The sequence below is a fragment of the Candidatus Rhabdochlamydia oedothoracis genome (assembly GCF_019453995.1).
Taxonomy (GTDB): Bacteria; Chlamydiota; Chlamydiia; order Chlamydiales; family Rhabdochlamydiaceae; genus Rhabdochlamydia; species Rhabdochlamydia oedothoracis.
In genome coordinates this window covers 702,133-729,109 of the sequence record NZ_CP075587.1, presented here as the reverse complement: position 1 = coordinate 729,109, position 26,977 = coordinate 702,133, and the positions used below count along the sequence as shown (strand labels likewise).

Annotated in this window: 29 protein-coding genes and 3 pseudogenes; 11 read left to right on the top strand and 21 right to left on the bottom strand. The window is 36.5% G+C overall.

Annotated features, from left to right (window positions below):
• Positions 1 to 40: 40 nt before the first annotated feature.
• The 16 genes from RHABOEDO_RS04070 to tadA all read right to left on the bottom strand — a co-directional run bounded on the left by RHABOEDO_RS04070 (position 41) and on the right by tadA (position 11,458).
• A complete protein-coding gene (locus RHABOEDO_RS04070) occupies positions 41 to 703 on the bottom strand; it encodes an IS630 family transposase (RefSeq protein ID WP_220017803.1) in 663 nt (220 codons plus the stop codon).
• A 22-nt stretch (positions 704 to 725) separates the two neighbouring features.
• Entirely contained in the window at positions 726 to 1,013 is a 288-nt protein-coding gene (locus RHABOEDO_RS04065) for a helix-turn-helix domain-containing protein (protein ID WP_220017802.1), read from the bottom strand.
• Positions 1,014 to 1,178: 165 nt separating this feature from the next.
• On the bottom strand, positions 1,179 to 3,197 hold the full coding sequence (metG, locus tag RHABOEDO_RS04060; RefSeq protein WP_215216949.1) for a methionine--tRNA ligase: 2,019 nt from the start codon (positions 3,195 to 3,197) through the stop codon (positions 1,179 to 1,181).
• Between the two features lie 10 nt (positions 3,198 to 3,207).
• Positions 3,208 to 3,420, bottom strand: coding sequence for a hypothetical protein (locus tag RHABOEDO_RS04055; RefSeq protein WP_215216948.1), 213 nt, complete (start codon positions 3,418 to 3,420; stop codon positions 3,208 to 3,210).
• A 20-nt stretch (positions 3,421 to 3,440) separates the two neighbouring features.
• A complete protein-coding gene (gene gmk, locus RHABOEDO_RS04050; RefSeq protein WP_215216947.1) occupies positions 3,441 to 4,022 on the bottom strand; it encodes a guanylate kinase in 582 nt (193 codons plus the stop codon).
• A 13-nt stretch (positions 4,023 to 4,035) separates the two neighbouring features.
• The gene (locus tag RHABOEDO_RS04045; protein ID WP_215216946.1) at positions 4,036 to 4,914 is read right to left on the bottom strand and encodes a YicC/YloC family endoribonuclease; all 879 of its coding nucleotides are present in this window, start codon (positions 4,912 to 4,914) and stop codon (positions 4,036 to 4,038) included.
• A gap of 38 nt (positions 4,915 to 4,952) precedes the next feature.
• On the bottom strand, positions 4,953 to 5,594 hold the full coding sequence (gene rnhB / locus RHABOEDO_RS04040) for a ribonuclease HII (protein WP_245397559.1): 642 nt from the start codon (positions 5,592 to 5,594) through the stop codon (positions 4,953 to 4,955).
• Positions 5,595 to 5,609: 15 nt separating this feature from the next.
• The gene (gene rplS, locus RHABOEDO_RS04035) at positions 5,610 to 5,966 is read right to left on the bottom strand and encodes a 50S ribosomal protein L19 (RefSeq protein WP_434062182.1); all 357 of its coding nucleotides are present in this window, start codon (positions 5,964 to 5,966) and stop codon (positions 5,610 to 5,612) included.
• Between the two features lie 36 nt (positions 5,967 to 6,002).
• The gene (gene trmD, locus RHABOEDO_RS04030) at positions 6,003 to 6,671 is read right to left on the bottom strand and encodes a tRNA (guanosine(37)-N1)-methyltransferase TrmD (RefSeq protein WP_215216944.1); all 669 of its coding nucleotides are present in this window, start codon (positions 6,669 to 6,671) and stop codon (positions 6,003 to 6,005) included.
• An 11-nt stretch (positions 6,672 to 6,682) separates the two neighbouring features.
• Positions 6,683 to 7,018 (bottom strand): 30S ribosomal protein S16, encoded by a 336-nt coding sequence (gene rpsP / locus RHABOEDO_RS04025; RefSeq protein WP_215216943.1) that lies wholly within the window; start codon positions 7,016 to 7,018, stop codon positions 6,683 to 6,685.
• Positions 7,019 to 7,036: 18 nt separating this feature from the next.
• Positions 7,037 to 8,380 (bottom strand): signal recognition particle protein, encoded by a 1,344-nt coding sequence (ffh, locus tag RHABOEDO_RS04020; RefSeq protein WP_215216942.1) that lies wholly within the window; start codon positions 8,378 to 8,380, stop codon positions 7,037 to 7,039.
• Between the two features lie 49 nt (positions 8,381 to 8,429).
• On the bottom strand, positions 8,430 to 9,281 hold the full coding sequence (prmC, locus tag RHABOEDO_RS04015) for a peptide chain release factor N(5)-glutamine methyltransferase (RefSeq protein WP_215216941.1): 852 nt from the start codon (positions 9,279 to 9,281) through the stop codon (positions 8,430 to 8,432).
• The gene (gene prfA, locus RHABOEDO_RS04010; protein ID WP_215216940.1) at positions 9,278 to 10,360 is read right to left on the bottom strand and encodes a peptide chain release factor 1; all 1,083 of its coding nucleotides are present in this window, start codon (positions 10,358 to 10,360) and stop codon (positions 9,278 to 9,280) included. The genes prmC and prfA overlap by 4 nt, the downstream gene beginning before the upstream one ends.
• Before the next feature lie 25 nt (positions 10,361 to 10,385).
• Positions 10,386 to 10,709 carry a type B 50S ribosomal protein L31 gene (locus RHABOEDO_RS04005; protein WP_215216939.1) on the bottom strand — a complete coding sequence of 108 codons (324 nt, stop codon included), beginning with the start codon at positions 10,707 to 10,709 and terminating at the stop codon, positions 10,386 to 10,388.
• A 70-nt stretch (positions 10,710 to 10,779) separates the two neighbouring features.
• The gene (locus RHABOEDO_RS04000; protein WP_215216938.1) at positions 10,780 to 10,995 is read right to left on the bottom strand and encodes a hypothetical protein; all 216 of its coding nucleotides are present in this window, start codon (positions 10,993 to 10,995) and stop codon (positions 10,780 to 10,782) included.
• On the bottom strand, positions 10,979 to 11,458 hold the full coding sequence (gene tadA, locus RHABOEDO_RS03995) for a tRNA adenosine(34) deaminase TadA (protein WP_350339706.1): 480 nt from the start codon (positions 11,456 to 11,458) through the stop codon (positions 10,979 to 10,981). Before tadA ends, RHABOEDO_RS04000 begins: the two co-directional genes overlap by 17 nt.
• Before the next feature lie 350 nt (positions 11,459 to 11,808).
• Between tadA and RHABOEDO_RS03990 the strand changes: the two genes are divergently transcribed.
• The 6 genes from RHABOEDO_RS03990 to pnp all read left to right on the top strand — a co-directional run bounded on the left by RHABOEDO_RS03990 (position 11,809) and on the right by pnp (position 17,568).
• Complete coding sequence (locus RHABOEDO_RS03990; RefSeq protein WP_220017800.1) at positions 11,809 to 11,991, top strand: hypothetical protein; 183 nt, start codon at positions 11,809 to 11,811, stop codon at positions 11,989 to 11,991.
• A 42-nt stretch (positions 11,992 to 12,033) separates the two neighbouring features.
• Positions 12,034 to 12,396 carry a winged helix-turn-helix domain-containing protein gene (locus RHABOEDO_RS03985; protein ID WP_220017799.1) on the top strand — a complete coding sequence of 121 codons (363 nt, stop codon included), beginning with the start codon at positions 12,034 to 12,036 and terminating at the stop codon, positions 12,394 to 12,396.
• Between the two features lie 89 nt (positions 12,397 to 12,485).
• Positions 12,486 to 13,520 carry an IS630 family transposase gene (locus tag RHABOEDO_RS03980; RefSeq protein ID WP_220017482.1) on the top strand — a complete coding sequence of 345 codons (1,035 nt, stop codon included), beginning with the start codon at positions 12,486 to 12,488 and terminating at the stop codon, positions 13,518 to 13,520.
• Between the two features lie 73 nt (positions 13,521 to 13,593).
• Positions 13,594 to 14,628, top strand: a complete 1,035-nt coding sequence (locus RHABOEDO_RS03975) for an IS630 family transposase (RefSeq protein WP_220017502.1) — start codon at positions 13,594 to 13,596, stop codon at positions 14,626 to 14,628.
• 249 nt (positions 14,629 to 14,877) lie between these two features.
• Positions 14,878 to 15,153 carry a 30S ribosomal protein S15 gene (gene rpsO, locus RHABOEDO_RS03970; protein ID WP_138107118.1) on the top strand — a complete coding sequence of 92 codons (276 nt, stop codon included), beginning with the start codon at positions 14,878 to 14,880 and terminating at the stop codon, positions 15,151 to 15,153.
• 276 nt (positions 15,154 to 15,429) lie between these two features.
• Positions 15,430 to 17,568, top strand: coding sequence for a polyribonucleotide nucleotidyltransferase (pnp, locus tag RHABOEDO_RS03965; protein ID WP_215217597.1), 2,139 nt, complete (start codon positions 15,430 to 15,432; stop codon positions 17,566 to 17,568).
• A gap of 5 nt (positions 17,569 to 17,573) precedes the next feature.
• Here the strand turns inward: pnp and RHABOEDO_RS03960 are convergent, their stop codons facing one another.
• Positions 17,574 to 18,359, bottom strand: coding sequence for an aldo/keto reductase (locus tag RHABOEDO_RS03960; protein ID WP_215217596.1), 786 nt, complete (start codon positions 18,357 to 18,359; stop codon positions 17,574 to 17,576).
• A 120-nt stretch (positions 18,360 to 18,479) separates the two neighbouring features.
• Between RHABOEDO_RS03960 and RHABOEDO_RS03955 the strand changes: the two are divergent.
• The 3 genes and pseudogenes from RHABOEDO_RS03955 to RHABOEDO_RS03945 form a co-directional block, all read left to right on the top strand.
• Positions 18,480 to 18,581, top strand: a pseudogene (locus tag RHABOEDO_RS03955) (IS5/IS1182 family transposase); the annotation flags it as partial.
• A 159-nt stretch (positions 18,582 to 18,740) separates the two neighbouring features.
• Entirely contained in the window at positions 18,741 to 19,151 is a 411-nt protein-coding gene (locus tag RHABOEDO_RS03950; protein WP_220017798.1) for an IS110 family transposase, read from the top strand.
• Positions 19,144 to 19,737 carry an IS110 family RNA-guided transposase gene (locus RHABOEDO_RS03945; protein WP_220017797.1) on the top strand — a complete coding sequence of 198 codons (594 nt, stop codon included), beginning with the start codon at positions 19,144 to 19,146 and terminating at the stop codon, positions 19,735 to 19,737. Before RHABOEDO_RS03950 ends, RHABOEDO_RS03945 begins: the two co-directional genes overlap by 8 nt.
• 468 nt (positions 19,738 to 20,205) lie before the next feature.
• Here the strand turns inward: RHABOEDO_RS03945 and RHABOEDO_RS11710 are convergent.
• Positions 20,206 to 20,806, bottom strand: a pseudogene (locus RHABOEDO_RS11710) (transposase); the annotation flags it as partial.
• A gap of 75 nt (positions 20,807 to 20,881) precedes the next feature.
• Positions 20,882 to 21,112: pseudogene (locus RHABOEDO_RS11705) on the bottom strand (helix-turn-helix domain-containing protein); the annotation flags it as partial.
• Between the two features lie 410 nt (positions 21,113 to 21,522).
• Between RHABOEDO_RS11705 and RHABOEDO_RS11700 the strand changes: the two are divergent.
• Positions 21,523 to 21,663, top strand: coding sequence for a hypothetical protein (locus tag RHABOEDO_RS11700; protein ID WP_220017795.1), 141 nt, complete (start codon positions 21,523 to 21,525; stop codon positions 21,661 to 21,663).
• Positions 21,664 to 21,835: 172 nt separating this feature from the next.
• On the opposite strand, the gene ftsH is transcribed toward RHABOEDO_RS11700, so the two are convergent.
• On the bottom strand, positions 21,836 to 24,574 hold the full coding sequence (gene ftsH, locus RHABOEDO_RS03925) for an ATP-dependent zinc metalloprotease FtsH (RefSeq protein ID WP_215216710.1): 2,739 nt from the start codon (positions 24,572 to 24,574) through the stop codon (positions 21,836 to 21,838).
• Positions 24,575 to 24,828: 254 nt separating this feature from the next.
• Entirely contained in the window at positions 24,829 to 25,815 is a 987-nt protein-coding gene (gene tilS, locus RHABOEDO_RS03920; RefSeq protein WP_215216711.1) for a tRNA lysidine(34) synthetase TilS, read from the bottom strand.
• A 70-nt stretch (positions 25,816 to 25,885) separates the two neighbouring features.
• On the opposite strand from tilS, the gene RHABOEDO_RS03915 reads away from it, so the two are divergent.
• Positions 25,886 to 26,977 (top strand): LptF/LptG family permease, encoded by a 1,092-nt coding sequence (locus RHABOEDO_RS03915; RefSeq protein ID WP_215216712.1) that lies wholly within the window; start codon positions 25,886 to 25,888, stop codon positions 26,975 to 26,977.

Below are 26,977 nucleotides of genomic sequence, written 5' to 3'. Positions count from 1 at the left end.
ATTTTGTTGGAGAAAAATATACAACTTTATCAATAATATTTTAAATAACTATATCTGTTATTTTCGGTATCTCTTCTAAGAAGAATCCTCTAATTGCCTGAAAAAAAGTCACTGACGTTTCGTAATATCGATTGTATACCGTCTTTTCCTTTAAGATCTTCCACAAGCGTTCAATAGGATTCAAATTCGGCGAATAAGGAGGGAGATAGTGCACTTTAATCCTAGAAGACATCAGAAACTCTTCTAGTTTCTTATTTTTGTTTGATCTCGCATTATCCAAAATTACATGAATAATTCGAGCCTCTGTCTGTTTTTCTAGCTTCTTGAAAAAATCGAGCATTGCATCGGCATCAACTGTCTTATATTCCTCTGTAACAATCTTCATTCCTGTCAGGCAAAGAGCTGCAGCAAAATGCAATCGCAATTGTTTCCCGGATGTCTGCAAAGTCTTTTGAACGCCTTTTTTGATCCATCCACATACGGCTTGGGTCTGATGTTCAGGATGCACAGCATCTATGAAATAGATCTCTTCATCAGGGTTTAAGGTCTCCTTTAAAGCCCTATATTGTTCTATGAAAATTCGTTGTTTTTCAGGATCTAATTTCCCAGGAATCTTTTTAGGACGTTTATAAGCAAATCCGTGCTGTATGAGCCAATCTGTCATGCCACTTCGGGAATATTTTATCCCATATTGCTCATGCACATAAGCTATGATCCCTTTGACTTTAAGATAGGTCTTTTCCTATAGGTGTTAGAGACTCTGTTTGGTCTTGTGAAAGTTTTGATTTGCTATCGCCTCGAGGGCTACTTCCAGTTTTATTTTTGGAATCATATTCTCTGAGGTATTCCTGAACAGTGATAGGGCTTATCCGGAGTGTTTTAGCAAGATTTTTTGTTGAGATACCCTCATCATAGCCCAAAATTACACAAAGCCTATTCCGTTCAGAATAGTCTTTTGGATGCTTTAACTTGTGTTCTAAGTCAGCTCTCTGGCTAGGGGTCAGTTTTTTCATACTCAATAGCTTAACACAAAACAAAATATTTTTCTATCTGATTGAATCGGAACCACTATATACTTGGTAAGTATCTCTTATATTACCAATCATATTTAGAATAAGCTAATAGAGAACTCACAAAGAACTTTTATGTCTAAAAAAATAAAACTATTAAGGTATAAACTAGCTAATTTTTGCACCGATAGCAGCTAAAGACACTTCTAAAGGCTCAAATCCTTGCTCTGTATCTGCAGAAAATAACATCCCTTGACTTTCAATGCCCATGATTTTAGTCGGCTTTAGATTGGTAATTACCACTATTTTTTTACCGATTAAAGAGGTTAAATCGGTTATTTTTTCACCAATTCCAGAAACAATTTGCCTTTTTTCCTCTCCCAAATCTAAGGAAAGCTTTAGTAATTTTTTAGATTTAGGAACCCTCTCTACATCTATGATCTGCGCTACTCGCAGGTCTAGTTTGCGCACATCATCAATAGAAATCTCTAGATTCTTGTGGGGTAGAGTATGAGCATAAAGTTTTTTCTGTTGTTCCACAATAACCTCATCCTCTACTTTACTAAATAAAATCTTAGGCTCAGGCAAAGCTGTCCCTACAACAATGGTTGATTCTAAAACCTGATACCAATTGGCTGTTTCTAAGGAAACTTTAAACCCAAGCATGGAGAAAATCTTTTGCGCGCTTTGGGGAATAATGGGGCAAGAAATAAGCGCTAAGGCTTTAAGACATTCCAGACAACAGGAAATAGTTGTCTGCATTTGTGAAAAAGTAGATGGGCTGCGAGCTAAAATCCAAGGTTTTTTCAAATCAAAGTACACATTACCAGCTTGCGCTAATTCCATGATAAGTTGTGAAGCTTTTCTCAAATGAAAAGAGGCATAAGCTGTTTCTGTTTGCTTAACTATGTTTTTGATTTTATCCAGAAACAATCGATCTTCTTCAAGAAGTTCTAATCTAGGAGGAACTTTAGCAGAAAGCAGCTCCTTAGTAAATACAAGCACTCTATTTACCAGATTTCCATACTTACCCAAAAGCTCTACATTGCAGCGCATTTGAAAATCTTTCCAGGTAAATTCGCTATCTTGGGTTTCTGGTGCATTTGCAGCAATTGTATAACGAATCTGGTCTGCTGAAAAAGAGCAAAAAAAGGACTTAAACTCAATATACCAGCCATCTGACTTACTAAATTGTTTCTCTTCCAAATTATAAAACTCATTGGCAGGCAGCTCATCGACAAGCTTGTAAGGCTGATTCTGTCCCATAATCATTGCAGGAAAAAATAAAGCGTGAAAAGGGACGTTATCTTTGCCTATGAATTGTACAAGTTTTGTCGTAGGATCAAACCAATACTTCTTCCATTCCTCGGGTTTTCCTTGATTTTCTGCCCACTCTTTAGTAGCTGAAATATAGCCAATGGGCGCATCAAACCAAACATAGAACACTTTTCCTTGAGCATTAGGTAAAGGAACAGGTACTCCCCAATCCATATCACGAGTGATCGAACGCATCTTTAAATCTTCTACATAAGAGCTTGCAAAATGCAAAACGTTGGGTTTCCAGTCCTTAGAAATAAGCCAATCAGATAATTTTTGTTTAAAAAGATCAAAGCGCAAAAACCAATGAGTAGTAGGCTTTAATACAAGAGGCAAACCTGAAATCTTAGAAACTGGCTGTATAAGATCTGTTGCTTCATAATTTGCACCACATCTTTGACACTCATCTCCCCTTGCTTGAGAAAATTGGCATTTAGGACAAGTCCCCATTACATAGCGATCTGCTAGAAATTTGCCCTCTTTTTCTGAATAAAGCTGATTTGTTGTTTTTTCTTCAATATACCCATTATGTAATAAATCTAAAAAAAACTGCTGAGTGGTTTCTTTGTGTTTTGGCCAAGTCGTACGTGAATAATGATCAAAGGAAAAATTCAATTGAGCGAATAAACGCTGATTGATCGCATGAAATAAATCCACATGCTTTTGAGGGCTATGTTTAGCTAGCTCTGCACTTAAAGTGATTGCAATGCCATATTCATCTGATCCGCAAACATAGAGAACATCATGGCCACAAAGACGCATAAATCTGGCATAGCAATCAGCGGGAAGATAAGCCCCTGCAATATGACCAAAATGCAAAGGTCCGTTTGCATAGGGGAGCGCAGATGTAATCAAAATTTTTTGAGCCATGAAATTGCAATTATTCTTCAGAATCTAGTTGTCTTAATACTTCAATATAATCCTTTTGAGGATTGCATTTAATTTCATCGAGCAACCTTGTTAAATTTACTTCCCTACCAGAACGAATATAAAAACGCGCCAAATCAATGACTTGATTAGCTAATTCAAAATTACTTTTAAATAATCCTCGTAAATACTCATTTGTAAGAGGATGTTTAGACAGCGGTGGCATAAAAAACCTTAAGTTGAAAGTTAGCGTACACGATGTTCCTCGGCAATGACAATGCTGCGTAAAATAGCATAAGCATGCTTCAAGGAATCATTTACAATATGGTAGTCATAATAACTAATTTTTTTTAATTCTTGCTCTGCCCAAGATAACCTTCGAGCTAGAGTTTTTTTATTTTCTGTCTTACGGTTTAAGAGTCTAGATTCAAGCACTTCAAGCGAAGGAGGGCTTAAGAAAATATAAATGGCAGCAAAATTCTTTTCTTTTAGCTGTATTGCCCCTTGTGTATCAATTACTAAGAAGACATGCTTACCTCTTTTCTGCTGAGAATTTACATATTCACAGGAGGTGCCATAATTATACCCGAAGACTTTTGCATATTCAAGGAAATCCCCTTCTTTTATTTTAGATTCAAATTCTTTTTCAGAAATAAAAAAATAATCCTTTCCATCTATCTCATTAGAGCGAGGAGGGCGTGTTGTATAAGAAACGTTCTCTACGATAGAGTCAAACTCATTAGATAGCATCCGTACAAGAGTAGTTTTCCCAGTTCCTGCTGGAGCACTTAAAACAAATACAAGCCCGGTTAAAAAATTTGATAACATAGACTATGATACGTTATTCAATATTTTGAATTTGTTCTTTCATTTTTTCTAACTCGCTTTTTATATAGATTACTATAGGTATGATTTCGCTATCGCTTGCTTTACTAGCTAGAGTATTAATCTCTCGTTGCATTTCCTGCATTAAAAACTCTAGTATTTTACCAACTGCTTTTTCCGAAGAGAGTAAATAATTACGAAAATGAAAGATATGAGTCTCTAAACGCATAAGTTCTTCCGCAATATCCATTTTTTCAGCAAAAATAGCCACTTCTCTACCTGTTTTTTCTACTAAATCAGGGGAATTTGCCTGATAAGTTTTCAAAACCTCCAAAATTCTCTTACGATACCTCTCTATGGGAAGCTCTTTTTTTTGATGAATTTTTTGCAAAGCCTCTTCTATATTTTTAAGTCGATTTTGCAAATCAATCTCAAGGGCTTTACCTTCTTCGCACTTCATTCTTAATAATTGCTTTAAACCCTCTTGGGTTAGCTCAAATAAAAATGTTTTAATTTTTTCTTCTTCTGCTTGATTAAAGTAAATAGGTGGAGAAAAATGAGAGAGAACAAAAGGGAAATCAATGGTTTTATCTGGGTTATACCCTAATTCACGAGAAATATTTTCCCATTTTTCCTTAGATTCTTTTAATTGCAAAATATAATTACTATCCGAATTGATATTCTCGTGTTGCACTAAAAGACGTACAGTAATTTGCCCTCGCTCTAGCTCTTGAGCTAGCCATTTACGTAAATCGACATCAAATCGCAAAAGATCTTTAGGCAAGTATATGGCAAAATCCATTATTTTGCGATTGACTGAATGAAGCTCTAATGTATAGCGCCCATCAGAGGTAGTTTTACTGCATCGGCTATAGGCCGTCATACTCTTAATCATGGGAACATTATTATGTAAAATTCTTTGATAGAAAGCAACTATATTTGGATTTTTAGCGGAGCAAAGCTCAGACGATGAATAGGGCAAGGTCCAAAATGTTCAAGAGCTTCTAAATGTTTTTTTGTTGGATACCCTTTATGCTGCGAAAATCCATATTCAGGCCATTGCTTATGATAATCTTGCATGAGGTCATCTCGCGTTTTTTTTGCTAAAATAGAAGCTGCTGCAATGGACTGCGAAGTAGCATCTCCTTTAATGATAGCTTTACCCGGTATTGTAACTTTGGGAATAAACTGATTCCCATCAACTAAAAGATAATCAGCTGAATTCTTTAAACCAGAAAGCGCGATCCTCATTGCTTCAAATGTCGCCTGAAGAATATTTATGCGATCAATGACCTCTGCAGAAACTATCCCCATTGCATAATCAATTCCATCGAGTTTGATGATTGCTGCAAAAATAGTAGATCTTTCAGCAGCTGTTAGTTTTTTACTATCATCGACTCCACAGATAAGAATATTTTTGGGTAAAACGCAGGCAGCAGCTACAACAGGTCCCGCCAGGGGGCCTCTTCCTGCTTCATCAACTCCTGCTAACCGAGCGTACCCTTGTTTATATAAAGCACGCTCATACCTTGTCATTCTCTCAAGTCGATTATATTCGCTTTGAGGAGTCATCATAAAAAGATAAAGCCTTTAGCTTTTAGATGGAGCTTTATATATCCGTTCTTTTACTTTTATCGCCTTACCCGATTTACCGCGGAAGTTATATAACTTCGCCCTACGCACACTACCTTTTTTCATCACTTCAATTTTATTGATTCGTGGACTATGCAAGAGAAATACCCTTTCTATTCCACTTGAAGAATATCGATAAAGAGTAAATGTTTCTGAAATACCGGCTCCCTTACGAGCTATGACAATTCCTTCAAAAGCCTGAATTCTTTCTTTTTCTCCTTCTATAATGCGTTGGTGCACACGAACCGTATCACCTACACAAAACACAGGAAGATCGGTTTTTAACTGATCTTCATCGATTGATTGTATTAACATATCTTGAATCATTGTATTTCCTTTTCAACTAAATAATTATTGCTTATCCGCCCAAGGCATATCATTTTGTTTCTTTCTTGCCTTTTCTTTCCATCTTCGAGCTTCAGCGTGATTACCGCTCAAAAGAACTTTAGGCACACACTTTCCTTCAAATATCCCAGGTCTTGTAAAACATGGTCCTTCGCAAATTCCATCTTCTTGAAATGATTCATCTAGCAAAGAATCTTCGTTTCCTAAAACACCAGGAATAAATCGTACAACTGCGTCTACAAGAACAATAGATGCTAAACAGCCATTGGTAAGAATATAATTTCCAATGCTAATCTCTTCATTTACTTGCGTTTCAATCACTCTCTGATCAATCCCTTCATAATGTCCACAGATACACACCAAGTGAGGATAAGCAGCTAACCTCTGGCAGGTTTTTACGTCTAATAGTTTTCCTTGAGGAGAGAGGTAAATCACATGAGTATTTTCTTTTTTTACACTATGAACCGCTCTAGTTACAGGACCTGGCATTAAAACCATTCCAGGGCCACCACCATAAGGACGATCATCTACTTTTTTCCACCTGCCTTCACCAAAATCGCGAATATTTATGAGATTGATATGTATAAGCCCTATTTCCTGAGCTTTTTTCAAAATACTTACTTTAAAAGGACCTTCAAAATATTCAGGAAAAAGAGAAAGAATATCAATCTGCATAATATAAAACTTTAAGCAGCTGGTACATGTTGCTTTTTTCTAGTTCTTCTTTTCTTAGCTTGTTTGACAAGGCGAGCTTGCTCTTTTAAACGAATCTCTCTCATTAGTTCAGGAAGAGCACGCGCAACTAAAGCTTCGGCATCGGGGGTAAACTGCGCTCCCTGATCGATCCAATACTTAATTCTTGTCTCATCTAATAGACAATTATTTGTTGCTTTAGAAGGATCATACCAACCAAATTTCTCAATATATTTGCCATCACGTCTTTCTCGTCCATCTGCTAATATTAGACGATAGGTTCGCCTATTTGCAGATCCTTGTTGCCTAAAACGAATTTTTAATGCCATAAGGTTCCTCTGTATTCTTTAAAATTTCCATCCTTTAAAAGAAGATGGGATTTTGTTTTTTGCCATTTTTTGTTTTAAGCTTGGCATGTCTTTAAAGATATGTTTCAATCTTTTATGTTCTTTAATCATGCGGTTCACTTCATCGATAGAATTTCCACTCCCATCTGCAATTCTTCTTCTTCGACTAGGCACTAATTCCACTTTTTCCAAGCGTTCTTTTTTTGTCATAGAAGAAATAATCGCAGATCGACGAACAAACTCTTTTTCATCAAAATCCATATTTGCAAGCTCTGCCCCACCTGGGAGCATTTTTAATAAGCCTTTAAGGGGTCCCATACTATTGAGCAGCTTCATTTGTTTTAAAAGGTCATCGTAGGTGAAAGAACCTTTTAACATTTTTTTTTCTAGGGTTTTCACTTCTTCTTTACTTGTGATCTCTTCAGCCTTACGCACGAGATTAATTACATCTCCCATCCCTAAGATTCGATCTGCCATGGAATGTGGATTAAACAGCTGTAGATCGCTAACTTTTTCTCCAATCCCTTCGAATTTTAAAGGCTTTTTTGTTACCTCTTGAATGGAAATAGCAGCTCCTGCTCGTGAACTACCATCCAACATAGTTAAGATAGTTCCAGTAATCTGCACATGCTTATCAAACTCTAAAGCTGTTTTTACAGCATCTTGCCCAGTAGCTGCATTTGCTACAAAAAGTATTTCCTGTGGTTTAACGACCTGTTTAATTTCTATAAGCTGTTGCATTAATTCTTCATCGATATGTAGCCGTCCTGCTGTATCAATGATGAGAACATCAAATCCTTCTAAAACAGCTTTTTCTTTTGCAGCTTTTGCTACTTCAATAGGATTCATTTCTTGATTCAAGACAACAACTGGAACTTCTATCTCAGTTGCAAGTTTTTTAAGTTGTTCCACTGCAGCAGGTCTTTGTAAATCACAAGCAGCTAAAAGGACCTTCTTATTGGGATGTTTTTTTCTTAAGTAATAAGCTAATTTTGCACATTGTGTTGTTTTGCCTGAACCCTGGAGCCCACATAACATAATAACCGTTGGTTTTTCTTGCAATGCAAGGGGATTTTCTTGTTGTCCCATAAACAAAACAAGCTCATCATGTACAAGTTTAATGAACTGCTCACTAGCAGAAAGTGCTTTGAGTACATCTTTTCCAAGAGCCTTTTCTTGGATCTTTTTAACTAAGCTTCCTGCAACAGAGTAGTTTACATCTGCGTCCAAAAGAGCCATTCTCACTTGTCTTACGGCATCGGTTATATTATCTTCTGTTAAGGTTTTTTTCCCTTTTAGAGAAGCAATAATCCCTTGAAACTTTTGGGTTAGCGAATCAAACATGTTCTACACCATATACACCAAAAAAATACTGCCTTTTAGGATAAGCGGATTAAGATTCAAATTCAAGGAAAAAGAAACGATCATGGCCACTCAAATCTTTTTCTATAAGAACCCGTGTCCAAGACGGGCTAGCAAATAATTCTTTTATTTTTTGCCCTTGGGTAGCTCCTATTTCTAAATAAACCTTAGCACCTTGATTTAAAAACTGGGGTAATTGCTGACTCAAAAGACGATAAAAAGCCAGACCGTTTTCTTCTGCTACAAAAGCCTGTTTTGGCTCAAATCCTTTTACGCTAAGATCTAATGTTTCATACTCAGATAAAGAAACATAAGGGGGATTACAAATCACAAGGTCTACTTTTTTTCCTTCAAATGGCTTTAGAAAATCCCCTAATAAAACCTCTACTTCTACTTGGTTTTGCTTGGCATTTAAAGAAGCTACATGTAAAGCATCGGGACAAAGATCGGAAAGAGTTATATTCATAAATGGAAATCTTTTTTTTAGGCCGACACCTAAACAACCGGATCCTGTACAAATATCCCAGGCAATTTGCGGTTTTTTTTCTTCTAGCTCGATTTCTCGGCAAATGTGATCTAATAAGATTTCTGTTTCTGGGCGAGGAATCAAAACAAAAGGATTCAAAGAAAAAAGACAGTTGTAAAACTCAATCCGTCCTAAAATATATTCTATAGGCTCTTTTAAAGATAAGCGCTTAACCAAGGAGCAAAAATGCTCGAGTTCTTTTTCTTCTAAAGGCAAGTCAAATTGCAGATAAAGATCTAAGCGAGATTTTTTCAATACAAAAGCTAGAAGGTCTTCCGCAGAGCGCTTGGCTTGTACAATTTCTTTTTGTTGCAAAAATTGTGTTGCTATTTGTAAAACTTCGCCTAAGGATCTCATGAAAATTGATTTCCAACAATCTCGAGTTTCTTCTGATAAAAATAAGCAATCAAAGCATTAATAATCTCATTAAGGTCCCCTTCCATAATTAAATGAAGTTTATAAAGGGTTAAATCAATCCGATGATCGGTTACGCGATTTTGAGGGAAATTGTAGGTGCGAATTCTTCCTGAACGATCCCCTGTTCCTACTTGAGAGGCTCGAAGAGAAGCCATTTCCGATTCTGCTTTCAATTTTTTTCTTTCTGCAAGTTTAGCAACTAAAAGACGTTTTGCTTTATCTTTATTTTTATGCTGGCTACGCTCTTCTTGACAAGTAGCAACAAGTCCGGTTGGAACATGAGTAATGCGCACAGCAGAATCTGTGGTATTTACATGCTGACCACCAGCTCCTGAAGCTCGATATGTATCGATTTTAAGATCCTTCTCATCTAAAACAATTTTTTCACTCTCATCCGGCTCAACTAAAATTGCAAGAGTAACCGCTGATGTGTGCACTCGCCCCTGCGCTTCGGTTTTAGGAACTCTCTGAACGCGATGTGTTCCTGCCTCGTATTGCAAACATCTATACACATTATGACCAGAGAGAACCATGAAATATTCTTTAAATCCGCCCATCTCAGATGGAGTACAAGACAAAAGCTCATGCTTCCAGCCTTTAAAATCTGCGTATAATTTATACATTCTAACGCAGTCTCCGACAAAAATAGCTGCTTCATCGCCTCCTGTACCAGCCCGGACTTCTAAAATGACATTACGACTATCAAGAGGATCAGGAGGGATCAATAAATGATTTAAATCAGAAGTAGAAACAGAAATTTTTTTCTCCAATTCCTCTATTTCTTGTCGAATATAATCTGCAAAAACAAGATCTTTCTCTTCTTTTAACAAATTTTGATTTTCTTCTAGCTGTCTTTGCAGATCTTCACAAAGAAGCCATTTATCTTTTATCTCTAATAGATAAGAATGCTCTTGCGCAAGCTCTTGGTAACGTTTTTGATCAGAGAGCACATCTGCTTGAGCCAGTAATTCTTCTACTTGTTCAAATCGAAAAAGAAGCTTACCTATCTGCTCTTGCATATGCTACCTAATTGCTTTTTTAAGTTTATTTTGTTTTTTTACGGCTGGTTTTTTTACCGACCTTATTCTCAACGAGCTCCTCTACAGTCTCTTCTTGCTTTTGTTTTACCTTTTTAGCATATCGATTAACAAATCGACCTACTCTGCCTTCGGAATCAACTAATTTTTTGTCTTTTGTGAAAAATGGATGAGATGCAGAAGTGATAGGAGCTCTGTATACAGGATATTCCTTTCCTTCATAGACTTGTCTTTCCTTGGTCTGCAGAGTGCTACCGCAAACGAAGGAAAATCCAGTTGCAGAATCAACAAATAGGACTTCTTGATAGATAGGGTGGCCTTTCTTTTTCATAATAACTCCTTAAGAGAAAAATAGGTTTTGATCATGTAATTTAATCGCTTTTTCATTTAAAAACAAGAATTTAAGAGCTCTGAGCTAAAGATAAGTAGGCCATACGAGCTGTTAGCAGTCCCTCAAGCACACCTTCTTCATATCGAAAATGGGGATGAAGCTCGAGGTTAGGAAAGTCGTTGGGTTGCAACAGGTCATCTTCGATAATCCCAGGAACAATTCTTTGCGCACAAACAAGTAATCTTTTTTTTTGAAATCTTATTAAATCATCAAAAACACTTTCCATGTCTTTCCTTTCTCCTCTGTTTAAAAAAATGAATCATAATCTCTGAACATTCTTGCTCTAGAACACCAGCGGTTATCCTAATTTGGTGAAAAGGATGTTTTAAAGAAAATAAGTTTACAAAGCTTCCATTAGCTCCACAGCGCTTATAAGGAGTTCCCCATACAAGACGAGCAACACGAGCTTGTAACAAAGCTCCAGCACACATAGAACAAGGTTCTAAAGTAGAATAAAGAGTGGCTTGCAAAAGCCGCCAATTTTTGAGCTTTCTTGAAGCTTTTTGTAAACAAATGATTTCTGCATGCTGAGTTGGGTCTGATTTACCTTCTGTCTGATTATGGCCTCGCGCAATAATTTGGTCATTTAATACAAGCACAGCACCTACAGGAACTTCTTGTTTTCTGTAGGCCTTTTTCGCCTCTATCAGCGCTTTTTGCATAAATTTAATATCGCTTTCCACAAAAATCTAAAAGCTTTAAGCAGTAGGGTAAAACCATTTAAGAACACTCAAATATCAAGGTTTTAATATAAAAATTCTAGCTGTAAAAATTTCTTAAATCAATATATAGTAGTGCCGATTCAAACGGCTAGCTTAATGGGGTTCAAGTCAACGACTTGAAACTTGTCGTTAATCCTACATTTCAAAACATCTGTTAGTTTCGGTATCTCTTATAAGAAGAATCCTCTAATTGCCTGAAAAAAAGTCATCGACGTTTCGTAATATCGATTGTATACTGAAATGCATTAGAAAAAAGACTTTTCAAACACTAAATTCATTGAATTTTTCTCATTGATTGAGTTATAAATCTTACATCTATGCAACCTGAAGCGAACTTTTTAACAAGAAACCAAAAAGACATCCTCAAGGCTCGTCATCGCCATGAACGGGATAAAAGGCTATGCGATAGAATCAAATCTATTTTATTGTTAGATGAAGGGTGGACATACCCACAAGTAGCACATGCTTTACTCCTAGATGAGGATACGATAAGGCGTTAATATAAAACTTATTTAGAAGGTGGCAAAGAAGCCTTGCTGAATTTGAACTATGCAGGAAAAGCATGCCGGCTCAATCAAGGCCAACTTAAACAACTAAAAATCTATGTAAAAGAAGAAGCTCCCAGTTCAGCTAAACAAGTTGTCAATTTTGCCAAAGACCACTTTGGAATATGTTATACACCATCAGCTATGGTTTCTTTATTGCATCGGTTAAACTTTACCTATAAAAAGCCTAAGCTGATTCCTGGAAAAGTGAATGAGGAAGCTAAAGAGCTTTTTTCACAAGAATTGCAAAATCTAGAAAAAGAACTCGCTCAAACAGATCAACTGCTTGTGCTTTTTTTGAAAATATTCCTAAATATCGGGAAGAACTGCAACCTCTTTTATCTAGGAAATTTTGCTTAGTTAAATCTTAATTTAAAAACAAACGAGCATATAGTGGTTCCGATTCAATCGTATAGAAAAATATTTTGTTTTGTGTTAAGCTATTGAGTATGAAAAAACTGATCCCTAGCCAGAGAGCTGACTTAGAACACAAGTTAAAGCATCCAAAAGACTATTCTGAACGGAATAGGCTTTGTGTAATTTTGGGCTATGATGAGGGTATCTCAACAAAAAATCTTGCTAAAACACTCCGGATAAGCCCTATCACTGTTCAGAAATACCTCAGAGAATATGATTCCGAAAATAAAACTGGAAGTAGCCCTCGAGGCGGTAGCAAATCAAAACTTTCACAAGACCAAAAAGAGTCTCTACTAAAACACCTACATGAAAAGACCTATCTTAAAGTCAAAGGGATCATAGCTTATGTGCATGAGCAATATGGGATAAAATATTCCCGAAGTGGCATGACAGATTGGCTCATACAGCACGGATTTGTTTATAAACGTCCTAAAAAGATTCCTGGGAAATTAGATCCTGAAAAACAACGAATTTTCATAGAACAATATAGGGCTTTAAAGGAGACCTTAAACCCTGATGAAGAGATCTATTTCATAGATGCTGTGCATCCTGAACATCAGTCCCAAGCCGTATGTGGATGGATCAAAAAAGGCGTTCAAAAGACTTTGCAGACATCCGGGAAACAATTGCGATTGCATTTTGCTGGAGCTCTTTGCCTGACAGGAATGAAGATTTTTACAGAGGAATATAAGACAGTTGATGCCGATGCAATGCTCGATTTTTTCAAGAAGCTAGAAAAACAGACAGAGGCTCGAATTATTCATGTAATTTTGGATAATGCAAGATCAAACAAAAATAAGAAACTAGAAGAGTTTCTGATGTCTTCTAGGATTAAAGTGCACTATCTCCCTCCTTATTCGCCGAATTTGAATCCTATTGAACGCTTGTGGAAGATCTTAAAGGAAAAGAAGGTATACAATCGATATTACGAAACGTCGGTGACTTTTTTTCAGGCAATTAGAGGATTCTTCTTAGAAGAGATACCGAAAATAACAGATATTTTGAAATGTAGGATAAACGACAAGTTTCAAGTCGTTGACTTAAATCCCATTAAGCTAGCCGTTTGAATCGGCACTAGTATATAGTGGTTCCGATTCAATCGTATAGAAAAATATTTTGTTTTGTGTTAAGCTATTGAGTATGAAAAAACTGATCCCTAGCCAGAGAGCTGACTTAGAACACAAGTTAAAGCATCCAAAAGACTATTCTGAACGGAATAGGCTTTGTGTAATTTTGGGCTATGATGAGGGTATCTCAACAAAAAATCTTGCTAAAACACTCCGGATAAGCCCTATCACTGTTCAGAAATACCTCAGAGAATATGATTCCGAAAATAAAACTGGAAGTAGCCCTCGAGGCGGTAGCAAATCAAAACTTTCACAAGACCAAAAAGAGTCTCTACTAAAACACCTACAGGAAAAGACCTATCTTAAAGTCAAAGGGATCATAGCTTATGTGCATGAGCAATATGGGATAAAATATTCCCGAAGTGGCATGACAGATTGGCTCATACAGCACGGATTTGTTTATAAACGTCCTAAAAAGATTCCTGGGAAATTAGATCCTGAAAAACAACGAATTTTCATAGAACAATATAGGGCTTTAAAGGAGACCTTAAACCCTGATGAAGAGATCTATTTCATAGATGCTGTGCATCCTGAACATCAGTCCCAAGCCGTATGTGGATGGATCAAAAAAGGCGTTCAAAAGACTTTGCAGACATCCGGGAAACAATTGCGATTGCATTTTGCTGGAGCTCTTTGCCTGACAGGAATGAAGATTTTTACAGAGGAATATAAGACAGTTGATGCCGATGCAATGCTCGATTTTTTCAAGAAGCTAGAAAAACAGACAGAGGCTCGAATTATTCATGTAATTTTGGATAATGCAAGATCAAACAAAAATAAGAAACTAGAAGAGTTTCTGATGTCTTCTAGGATTAAAGTGCACTATCTCCCTCCTTATTCGCCGAATTTGAATCCTATTGAACGCTTGTGGAAGATCTTAAAGGAAAAGACGGTATACAATCGATATTACGAAACGTCGGTGACTTTTTTTCAGGCAATTAGAGGATTCTTCTTAGAAGAGATACCGAAAATAACAGATATTTTGAAATGTAGGATAAACGACAAGTTTCAAGTCGTTGACTTAAATCCCATTAAGCTAGCCGTTTGAATCGGCACTAGTATATACCGTCTTTCCCCTTAAGATCTTCCACAAGCGTTCAATCGGGACCACTATATACAGAGGAATGCGCGCCTTTAAAACAATGCTAACTAATTTTTTAAAAAGGCAAAAATCATTTATAAAAAAGGCTTTTCTGTTGCTTTCATTAAAGGTTTGCGTTATAATGGAGCCTATGCTTTACAATTTAAAGTTTGCCTATTTGTTTTAACTCTCAATCTTTACGGGAGATTTTTTATAATGTCTTTAGATAAAGGTACCAAAGAAGAGATCACGAAGAAATTTCAATTGCATGAAAAAGATACTGGATCGGCAGATGTACAAATTGCTATCCTTTCAGAAAGAATTGCAGAAATTAATGAGCATCTTAAGCGTGAATCCAAGGATATTGTCTCCAGACTTACCTTAATGAAGCTTGTTGGACAGAGGCGTAAGCTTCTTGACTATCTCAATTCCACTGATACTCAGCGATACCAAAGTTTAGTCAAACGACTAAATTTGCGTCAAAAATTTTAAAATCGCAAATTCTTGAGTGCTTACACCCTAACCGCTAGGACTCTTCGCCTAGCGGTTTTTTTCTTTAACATCTTAAAAGCTCTGCATTTGACTTGTTGCATATCTTTCTTCTTGCTATAGTTTTACTTAAGCTTTTGTATTTTCAGGGTAATATTTTAGTTGACGAATTGATGAAGTGCCCATCTCTTAGGAAGAGTTCTCTTCTTAAGAAATGGTCAATTCATCCTCCAACTAAAGTAGCCTCCACTAAAAAACTATTTAAGGAGATAATATCTCATGCAATTTGACCATCAGGAAATAACTGTATCTATTGAAGAAGGAAAAACCATAACTTTTGAAACAGGCATAGTGGCTCGTCAAGCAAACGGCGCCGTTATTTTAACTTGCGGAGAAACCCTTTTATTAAGCACCGCTTGCCAAGGAAATATACCTTCTGCAGAAACAGATTTTCTTCCTTTACGCATAGATTATCAGGAAAAATTCTCTTCTTCAGGAAAAACTTTAGGTGGTTTTATTAAACGCGAAGGACGTCCTACGGGAAAAGAAACCCTCGTTTGTCGATTAATCGATAGACCTCTAAGGCCCATGTTTGAAAAAGGATACTTTAATGAAGTCCAGGTCCTCTCTTATGTTTTATCCTATGATGGAATAAATGCGCCCGAGCCTTTAGCTATTTGTGCGGCTTCAGCAGCACTTGTCATTTCCGATATTCCTTTAATTAAACCTATTGGAGCTGTACGCGTTGGAATGATTGGAGGGAAATTTATCATCAATCCAACTGTGGAAGAACAGAAATCCTCTAAATTAGATCTCATATTAGCTGGAACAGAAGAAGCTATTTTAATGATTGAAGGATACGCTGATTTTCTTGCAGAAGAGCAGATTTTAGTAGCTATAGAAAAAGGTCATGCTGCCATTAGAATGATTTGCCAAACTCTAAGTAAATGGCAAACACAGATCGGCAAGCCCAAAAACCCTGGAGAGTTAAAACTCTTATCTACAGATTTGATCGATGACATGCGTGAGAAAATAAGCGTTCATCTAAATACTGCACTAAGGATCAAAGAAAAATTGGATAGAGAGTCCGCTATTAAAGCGCTATTTACAGAAATGCTCACTCAATATACTGATAGAGATCTTGTATACACAGAATTGGAGATTAAAAGCGCATTTAAAAAACTTCAAGCCGAACTTCTACGTAAAATGATTTTAAATGAAAACATACGCGCTGATGGCCGAAGATCAGATCAAGTTCGCTCTATTGATATTAAGCCTTCTTTTTTACCCCGTACACACGGCAGCGCTTTATTTACAAGAGGAGAAACTCAATCTTTATCTGTTTGTACACTTGGTGGAGAAAATATGGCGCAACGCTCTGAAAATTTAGATGGAGAGGTTTCAGATCGCTTTTATTTACAATACTTCTTTCCTCCTTTTTCAGTCGGTGAAGTAGGACGCTTGGGAGCCCCTGGAAGACGAGAAATTGGTCATGGCAAATTAGCAGAGCGCTCATTAGCAAAGACCATTCCTTCCATAGATGTATTTCCCTATGTTATTCGCTTAGAATCAAACATCACAGAATCTAATGGATCTTCCTCCATGGCATCTGTTTGTGGGGGTTGCCTAGCCTTAATGGATGCAGGCGTACCGATTAAAAGACCTATAGCAGGAATTGCTATGGGATTAATTTTAGAAGATACAAGATTTGCTATTCTCTCCGATATTCTTGGATTAGAAGATGCTTTAGGCGATATGGATTTTAAAATTGCAGGAGATATGGAAGGAATAACCGCTTTCCAACTCGATATTAAAGTAGAAGGGATTACCATCGAGGTTATGCAAGCAGCATTAGCTCAAGCTAAGCAAGGAAGACTTCACATTCTACACAAAATGCTTGAAACATGTCCTAAATCTAAAGAAAATCTTTCCTCCTATGCTCCTCGTATTGAAACCGTTATGATTAAACCTTCAAAAATTGGAACATTAATTGGACCAGCAGGTAAGCAAATTCGCGCCATTATTGAAGAAACCGGTGCGCAAATCGATATCGATGATAGTGGTCGTGTTAGCATTGCATCCACCAATAGCGAATCGATGAACAGAGCAAAAGAGATGATTCACAACCTAACAACTGATGTAGAGATTGGAAAAACTTATAAAGGGAAAGTGGTATCCATTGTTAATTTTGGTGCTTTTGTAGAAATCTATGGCAGAGAATGCCTCTGTCATATCTCTGAGCTCTCTTATAGCAGGGTTCAAAATGTAGAAGAAGTACTAAAACTAGGCGATATCATTGAAGTTAAAGTCTTAGATATTAACGATCGTGGCCAAGTTAAGATCAGTCATAAAGCAACTCTTCCAACCTCTCAAAAAGATGTAGCACATAGAGACTGCAGAAGAGGCTGCGGAGGCTAAGGTTTTTAATAATTAAAATCGGAATAATCGGTTTTACAAAACCGTTGATTCCGGTTTAATTCGTTAATCTGTTTCATATCTTCAGGGTGTAAAAAGAAATCAAACACATGAAAGTTTTCTTGTAAGTGTTTCTTAGAAGAACCTTTAACCACCACTGCTATTTCCTTTTGAATCAGCCATTTCAAGATGATTTGTGCAGGTGTTTTTCGATACTTATCCCCTATCTTTTTAAATATTTCCTCCTGAACAAGCTCTCCTTTACCCAAAGGACGATAAGCAATTAAGCCGATCTGGTGATTTTGACAAAACTGGCACAGCTCCTTTTGATAAAGATAAGGATGAAACTCCACTTGGTTGTAATCAATCTGAATGCCCTTATCTATCGCATCTTGCAGATGATGTCTCGTAAAATTACTCACCCCAATATGATGAATCCTACCCTGTTTTTTTAATTTTTCCATCTCTTTTAGAACTTTCACCATCGGCTTTTCTCGATCAGGCCAATGAATTAGAAATAAATCAAGATAGTCCAAATTTAATTCTTGTAAAGCTAGATCACAGCTTTCTTCAGCGCTCTTTTGATTTAGAAAAAATTTAGAGGTAATGAATAATTCTTGTCGATTAAATCCCCGAATTGCTTTTGCAACATCTCGATGATTTTCATAAATCAGCGCTGTATCAATATGACGATAGCCTAATTCTAAAGCCATTTTTATCGCAGAAACACAAGATTTACCCGATAATTCCCATGTGCCTAAACCAATTAAAGGAACTTTTTCTTTTTTATCCATTAAAAACCCTCAGCTAAAGCTTAAAAGCAATTTAAAAATTGGGCAACAGCCTGTTGCCTTAATGCTCGTTTAACAAAACGATATACTTTTTTTGATTTTATCAGGTAGATCTTTCCTAATATCCGTTGGATAGAAGACGTGCTGATTAAGCACCCTGACTTTGCATTTCCTGGGCGTAAAGCCTTATTAAAAAGCGATATGTTCTATGAAGTTATTTTACTATACATGCCATAATTGCATACAAAGAAGGGGTTGCTCCTTAAACGGAGTAGGTTAAACTCTCCAATATAAACGAGATTTTTTCAAATCTCAAAACCGCTCATTAAAGAGCAAAAAAATGAGGAGCAACCCATGAAGCATTATATTGGATGAGATGTATCAATGAAAAGAACTTTTATCTGTGTATTAAATGAACAAGGTAAGATTGTCCATGAAGGTTCAGAAAAAACAGATCCTGATTTACTAGCAGATGATTTTTCCAAAAGAGATTTTCAAGAAATCGTTGTTGGCTTTGAAAGTGGATGTTTATCTCATTACCTAGTCACAGGATTTAGAAAAAGAGCTATAGATCCCCTATGTATGGATGCAAGGAAGCTGAGTACGATTCTTGCTTTGAAAATAAATAAGACAGACAAAAATGATGCACGAGGAATCGCAGAAGCCCTTCGATCAGGTATGTATACACGAGTACACTGTAAGCCCCAAGATTCAGTAGAAAAAAGCATTTTGTTAGTTTCCAGAAGAGCGCTAATTAAACAGCAAACGCAGAAATACTGTAAGGGGCTTGCTTAAAAGTTACGGAATACGATTGGGATCTGTGGGATCCAAAAGATTTTCGTCTGTGGTTGTAAAGCAGATAGAAAAACAGGAAAAAAGTATTGTTCTGAGCATAACCTCTCTATTAAATACCTTTGATAAGGTAGTTGAGGAAGTAGAAAAACTGGATAAAGAAATGCTTAAGCTGGTCAGTCAAGATAAAGAAGTACAACGGCTTATGACAATCCCTGGCGTAGGACCTGTAACAGCATTAACCTATAAAACAGAAATTTTTGATCCCACTCGTTTTAACGATTCTAAATCAGTAGGAGCCTATCTTGGTATGACGCCTAAACAGTATGCCTCCGGAGAGGTGCAAAGACAGGGAAGAATTTCAAAATGTGGATCCAGTGAACTTAGATCTCTATTAGTTGAAGCCGGAATAGTAATGCTGACACGAAGTAAGAAATGGAGCAAGCTAAAAGCTTGGGGATTAAAAATCATGAGAAAAAAAGGAATGAAGAAAGCCGCCTTAGCAGTAGGTAGAAAGTTATCCGTAATTATGCACAAGATGCTGATTGAACAAAAAGAATTTATTTACGGTGAGCCAAAGGCAGCTTAAAAACGCATTTTTTTAGAAATAAAAACATTAGGAAAAGTGACTAAAATTTTTTGCAGGAGAAAACCGAAGAAATAGGTAAAGACGACAAATGAGTTGGCTCTTAGAAGCCGTAATATACATTGTCTTGCCCATTTCATTTCGGATAGCATAATGGAGCGAAGAATCTAAAATAGTTTTCTTCAAAAAGACTCCGCAGAGAACCCTGGACTTACCCCCCGCATTAAACTTTGCTGTCCTAAGATCTTAAAAAACGCCTTTTATTTTGCAAGCAAAATATCGGCTCGGAGAGCTTATGAAGAATTAAGAGAATTTATATTCCCCTTGTGTGCAACTAGAGAACTCGTTTGTTTTTAAATTAAGATTTAACTAAGCAAAATTTCCTAGATAAAAGAGGTTGCAGTTCTTCCCGATATTTAGGAAAATTTTCAAAAAAGGCATAAATTGCCGTCTTGAAATCTAAGAATTTTTCATAATATCGATTATTGCGGACTTTTTTATTCATGAATCGCCAAAGGCGTTCAATCAGATTGAGATCGGGAGAATAAGGAGGCAAGAATTTGATTTCTACTCTGGATGTTTTTAGGTAATTTGCAACGATTTTTGACCTATAGTAGGCAGCGTTATCGCATATACTAGTGCCGATTCAAATAGGATTCAAATTCGGCGAATAAGGAGGGAGATAGTGCACTTTAATCCTAGAAGACATCAGAAACTCTTCTAGTTTCTTATTTTTGTTTGATCTCGCATTATCCAAAATTACATGAATAATTCGAGCCTCTGTCTGTTTTTCTAGCTTCTTGAAAAAATCGAGCATTGCATCGGCATCAACTGTCTTATATTCCTCTGTAACAATCTTCATTCCTGTCAGGCAAAGAGCTCCAGCAAAATGCAATCGCAATTGTTTCCCGGATGTCTGCAAAGTCTTTTGAACGCCTTTTTTGATCCATCCACATACGGCTTGGGACTGATGTTCAGGATGCACAGCATCTATGAAATAGATCTCTTCATCAGGGTTTAAGGTCTCCTTCATGCCACTTCGGGAATATTTTATCCCATATTGCTCATGCACATAAGCTATGATCCCTTTGACTTTAAGATAGGTCTTTTCCTGTAGGTGTTTTAGTAGAGACTCTGTTTGGTCTTGTGAAAGTTTTGATTTGCTACCGCCTCGAGGGCTACTTCCAGTTTTATTTTCGGAATCATATTCTCTGAGGTATTCCTGAACAGTGATAGGGCTTATCCGAAGTGCTTTAGCAAGATTTTTTGTTGAGATACCCTCATCATAGCCCAAAATTACACAAAGCCTATTCCGTTCAGAATAGTCTTTTGGATGCTTTAACTTGTGTTCTAAGTCAGCTCTCTGGCTAGGGGTCAGTATACTAGTTTGATTTCAAATTAAGAGTTTTAATATATAAACATTTTTATAAAAAGAACAACCTCTTCTTGCAAGATAGAGCAACTTTTTCAAAAAAACCCATTTATGCAATTCTTAATTTGAAATCAAACTAGTATACAAGCCTGAATATGGTGGTTCTCGCTTTTATTGCTCTACTTTTGAAAAGATTTTAAACAAGCTCTAAGGTTTTTAAGATCTGTAATACATGGTACTTGAGAAGTATTGATTACATTAAAAGATTTTTCACATTTTTGAAAAATCATCAATAGGTTTCTACGCATTCCTCTAAAAGTTGGTTGGTTTTTTGCATCTACTGTTTTTTCATATTGAAATAAGGCTTTTTTTATTGCTTCATATTCTTTTTTGATGAATAGAGACAGACTTCTACTTTGCAACGGCCCTACCATTCTTGGGAAAGAGGTTTAAATGAGCATACAAACGGACTAGTTAGGCAATATTTTCCTAAAACACAAAGCTTTTTAGATACGACTTCCAAGGATATGGAAAGAGTGGAAACTTATACTAAATAACAGACCTAGAAAAGCTCTCAACTTCGAAACTCCACTAGAAGCATTTAGGAGATTATCTACAAACATGCTATGCTCGGGTGCACAATAGATGTTTTTTCAATTATTTATAGTGTTCTTTTTTGTGCACTTCGAGGTTGAAAGAGCCCTTTTAAAAAGAGCTTTTCGTAAGGATTTAAATCTGCTGAGAAGAAGGACTATCACTAATCGGGAAGGTCCGATCAGATGATATTTGTGGTGGCGGAGGTACTTTTTTCTGCAGCTTTTCTTCTTCTAAACTTTGTTTCTTTTTCTCGATGTCAAAAGTTCCATCGATGAGAGCGCGGGCTTCTTCACCGTTTACGGTTTCATATTCCACTAAAGCTTCTGCAAGCCTTTGCAGGCCGTCCTTCTTCTCTGAAATAATCTGTGTTGCCTTTTCATTTGCTTCATGAAGAATCTTTTTTACCTCTTCATCAATAGCTTCCGCTGTTGCTTCAGAATAGCTTTTTTCATGGTAGTTAGATACTCCTATATATTGCCCATTATCGGATCCTTTGTCATAGGCAACAGTACCTAATTTTTCATTCATTCCCCATGCACACACCATACGACGAGCAAGTCTTGTAGCTTGTGAAATATCCATTTGCGCACCACTTGAGATATCTCCAATAAAAATCTCTTCTGCAATACGCCCTCCCATAAGTACAGCAAGCTCATCCAGGAGTTCTTTTTTCCAATAGCTTAATTTATTCTTCTTGGGCATAAAATGCGTAGCACCAAGAGACAGCCCTCTAGGAATAATGGTAACTTTGTCTACAGGATCTGAGTGTTTGACAAAAAGAGCAACTGCGGTATGCCCTGCTTCATGATAAGCTGTGGTTTTCTTTTCATTTTGAGAGATTTCCAAACTTCTGCGCTCTTTGCCATAACGCACCTTATCACAAGCTTCTGCAGCATCAGCTGCTGTTACTGCGTAACGACCTTTACGAGCTGACAACAAAGCTGCTTCATTCAGGATGTTTGCTAGATCAGCACCTGATGAGCCCGGTGTATTACGAGCAATATTCATGAGATCCACGGTAGGATCCAGTTTAATTTTACGAGCATGTACCTTTAAAATTTCATACCTACCTTTAATATCGGAAAGATCGATCACAATTCTTCGGTCAAATCGACCAGGGCGCAATAGCGCTTTATCTAGTACATCAGGGCGATTGGTTGCAGCAATTAAAATGACCCCTTCATTCGTATCAAATCCATCCATTTCGACAAGAAGTTGATTGAGCGTTTGTTCTCTTTCATCATGTCCTCCCCCAATTCCAGAGCCGCGATGGCGTCCCACAGCATCAATCTCATCGATAAAAATGATACAAGGAGCACTCTTTTTAGCTTGATCAAAGAGATCTCGAATTCGGCTTGCACCCACACCGACAAACATTTCTACAAAATCAGAACCTGAGATAAAGAAAAAAGGACGATCGGCTTCTCCAGCAACAGCCTTGGCTATTAAAGTTTTTCCTGTTCCAGGAGCACCTACCATTAAAACACCTTTAGGAATGCGGGCTCCTAAAGCGGTAAATTTGCCAGGTTCTTTTAAAAAATCAACAATCTCTTGTAATTCTTCTTTAGCCTCTTCACAACCAGCTACATCTTTGAAAGTAAATTTATTTTTATCTTTAGTTAAAAGACGAGCGGGAGACTTCCCAAAATTCATTGCATTTGTCCCTACTCCTTTCATCTGACGAGAAAAGATAAAATACAATACAGCAACAACAAGCACTACTGGCAAGATCGTCAAAATATAGCTAAAGTAATTAGGAGAGGGCTCTTCGCTTTTAAAGGTCTTTTCCAATACAAGATTACGTGGCTGATCTGGAGCCTTAAATACAGCTCCTTTATTCACTCCAAAGTTATCCCATTCTTGTTTAGCTTGAGAGAACCAATGGGCATAAACCTCAGGATCTTGTTTTTCTAGCATCCGAGTGGATAACTCTTGATTATTAAAATACCAAGTGACATTTGCAACATTTTGTCTAGATTTTTCAAACTGCGCTTCATTTTTTTCTAATAGAGAAAGCACGCTAGCATAATCTTCCAACTGAGTTTTATAGTTCCGTACACTTCTTAATTGAAGCAGGCATACATTCTGTTGTTCTTGATTGAGCTCTGAAACGAGTTGATCTAATGAAGTAAGAGCACTTCGATAGATGGAAATTTGCTCTTGTGGAGTTAAAGAAGAAGCTTGGTTCACTTCTTGATAGAGCTCTTTAAGCTGCTGTTTCATCTTTTCATTACCGATACCAAGAGCTGGAGAGCGAAACCTCTCAATCAAGGTCAGTAAATCTTTACCAAAAGTAGCGGTTTCTGTGGGGTTTGTTTCTCGAGAGAGCAAGGGAAATATTTTTTCTAGGTCATTAAGACTTATTAATCCTTGATTGGAAACGGATTTAATGACAACGCTATGGTTTTCATTAGGAGTATTATAAATAGGGTCTATGACAACATATCCCTCTTTGGGAATCGGCTGCCCACTTAAGCGGAGTAATAGATCTGCTGATTCTTCCACTAGTCTTTTTGATTGACCAATCCCAGAAGCAAGTTCTTCTTTTTTTCCGCTAAGTTCATGATTTAAATAAAGAAGTTCAAGGTAGCGATAATGGCCTTTTGCTTCATCGCTTTGTTTGTCCTTAAACCTGCCGGTAAAGGTCACTAAATTATCATTTAATGCTGCTTTACGGCTCTCGTCTTTTTGGATCAGATCCAAATTCACAAGATGCTCTACCTGATAACTAAAAGAAACTTTAGCAGCTTTATCGTCCTGTAAATTCTGAATGGTCAAAATCACTAAGACGGCTGCTAGTAGTAGAATAAAAAATCCTCCTGGCAAGCTTTTTTTAGGACTAGATTCTGGTTTTAAATTGTCATTATTCATAGTATTTAAACACTCTCTTGGATTAAAAGATTAAACCACTCAATCTCGATTAAAGTAAAGCTATTTTTATCTCTTAGTTTTACAATCAAATCACTGAAAACAAGCATATTCCACTCTAAAGTACGAAATCTTGCAAGATGGGGCTTTTTCACATCTTAGCAAAAAGAAAATTATTTTTTCTTTAATTTTCAAATTAATTTGTTTGAATTATATGAATCTAAATGATTTAGAATTATATAATAAATATTAAATAACTATTTTTTTATACTATTTTTTATTAAAATAAGCCGCCCGGAATCAATTTTTAATAATTTTTCCTTATAAATAAATTCTTTTTTAATTTTATTTTTTACTACAAATTCCATGATTATATCCATAAAAGAACTAGGTAATATCACTTTCTGCATGCGCAACCATTGTTTAACAGCATAATGGAGTTCCACTCTATCTAAAGGCAGAAAGGGATTTAAATCCCATTCTACTTTGCTGCAATCTTCTTTTTGCGTTGTGAATAAGATAAGATTTTTTTGATAAAAATAGCTATCTAGTTCTTGTGCTTGCTTTCCTAATTTACAAAGATTTCCAGCAATTTCCTTACCAAAAAGGCGACTTAATTCCGGAAAAATCTCTTTGCGCATTCTTGCTCTTAAAAATTGAGAGTTCTCATTTGTAGGATCTTCTATAGAAACAAGAGACCTTTTTTCTAACCAACTACGAAGAGTTTTTTTAGAAACCGGGAGTAGAGGACGCCAAATACGCATTTCTTCTAATCTCATATCTGGTTGCATTCCACGAAGTGACGTAAGATGAGCTCCTTCACAGATTCTTTTTAAAACAACTTCTGCTTGATCTTCTGCTTGATGTGCTAACAAAAGAGCCTGACAATCTAATTTTTGATAAAGTTCTTTAAAAAACTGTAATCTTTTTTCTCGACCCTGTTGTTCTAGATTTTTTTTTTCAAAATCTTCAAAATGTAAAACTTTTAAGTAAAAGGGCAATCCAAGCTCTTCTACTTCTTCTTGCAGCATTTTAGCCTGTTTACCGCTCTCTTCTCGCCATCCATGATCAATATGAGCCACACAGAGGGAAAATTTGAATAATAAAGAACATTCTAAGCTTAAGTAAAGCAAAGCTTTAGAATCACATCCTCCTGAATAACCCATTAAAATAGGTTGGTTAGATGCATTTTTGGATTTTAGAAAATCTTTTACGGTTTTAAGCGGGTCTTTTATCTTTAACATTTTACTCTTTTTGAAATATTTCGCAATCCCCTAGAATGATGCATGACTTTTAATTCATTATTTTACGCTTATGCCCATTTTATGGCGCTATTTATTGCGCAACTACTTCCAAGTTTTCTTTCTTTGTGTAAGCGCATTTATTAGTGTATTACTTGTGCTTCGTTTTCAAGAAATTGCTAGATTTATCACATCTGAAGCTTCTTTTACCAAGATTATTCTATTCTCTCTATATCAAATCCCCTATATTTTGCCGATTGCTATTCCTATTTCTTGCCTAATCTCTTCCATTTTGCTTCTTCAAAGGCTGAGCTATCATCAAGAAATTACAGCTTTACGTATGGTTGGCCTTAGCCTGCAAAAAATTGTAAGCCCCATTTTAGCTTCAGGATTTCTATTGGTTTTGCTCAATGCTATGATTGCTTTTGAATTAGCCCCCATTTGTCGCAGCAAAGCAAGAATGCTCATCTACGAAACAGTAACTTTTAATCCTTTATTTATTTTACAAAAAGAAAGCCCTGTCAAACTTAAAAATATGTATATAGACCTGCAGGTCTCCAAAGGAGCTACGTCTGCAGAGGATGTTATTATTGCTATTAACAATAGCTCTAACAAGCGCCTTAGCTTGTTTTCTTTCAGAAATCTCTCTTTGGTTAATGAAGAATTAGAAGGAAGTGCAATCTCTTATATTTCTTCTTTTGATTCCAAACAAGAGCAGGGTTTTGATCATCTTATGATTGAAAATCAAGATCACATGAAAATAAAGGCCATTCAGCTTGGTCAGTTTATGCAGCATACAAATTGGTTATCTCATCACGATTACCTAACATTGCGTATGCTCCTGGCAAAAGAGAGCTTAGAAGCACATTCTAAAATACCCAAGAAAATACTCATTGAAATAGCTAAACGAATCTCCATCGCTTTTGCCGCGTTTACCTTTACATTGATTGGCACCTACCTAGGGCTGCAGATTGGTCGCAATCAATCCAAGAAAAAAATCTTGTGGGCTATTTCTTTAGTAGCTTTTTTTATGTTATGTTTTATTATTGCTAAATCCATGTATCCTAACGCGCTTTTAGCTATTAGCCTATTACTCATCCCCCACCTTTTAATAGTTTGTGCTAGCTATAGACAGCTAAAATTGGTTTCTAAAGGGATTGAATAA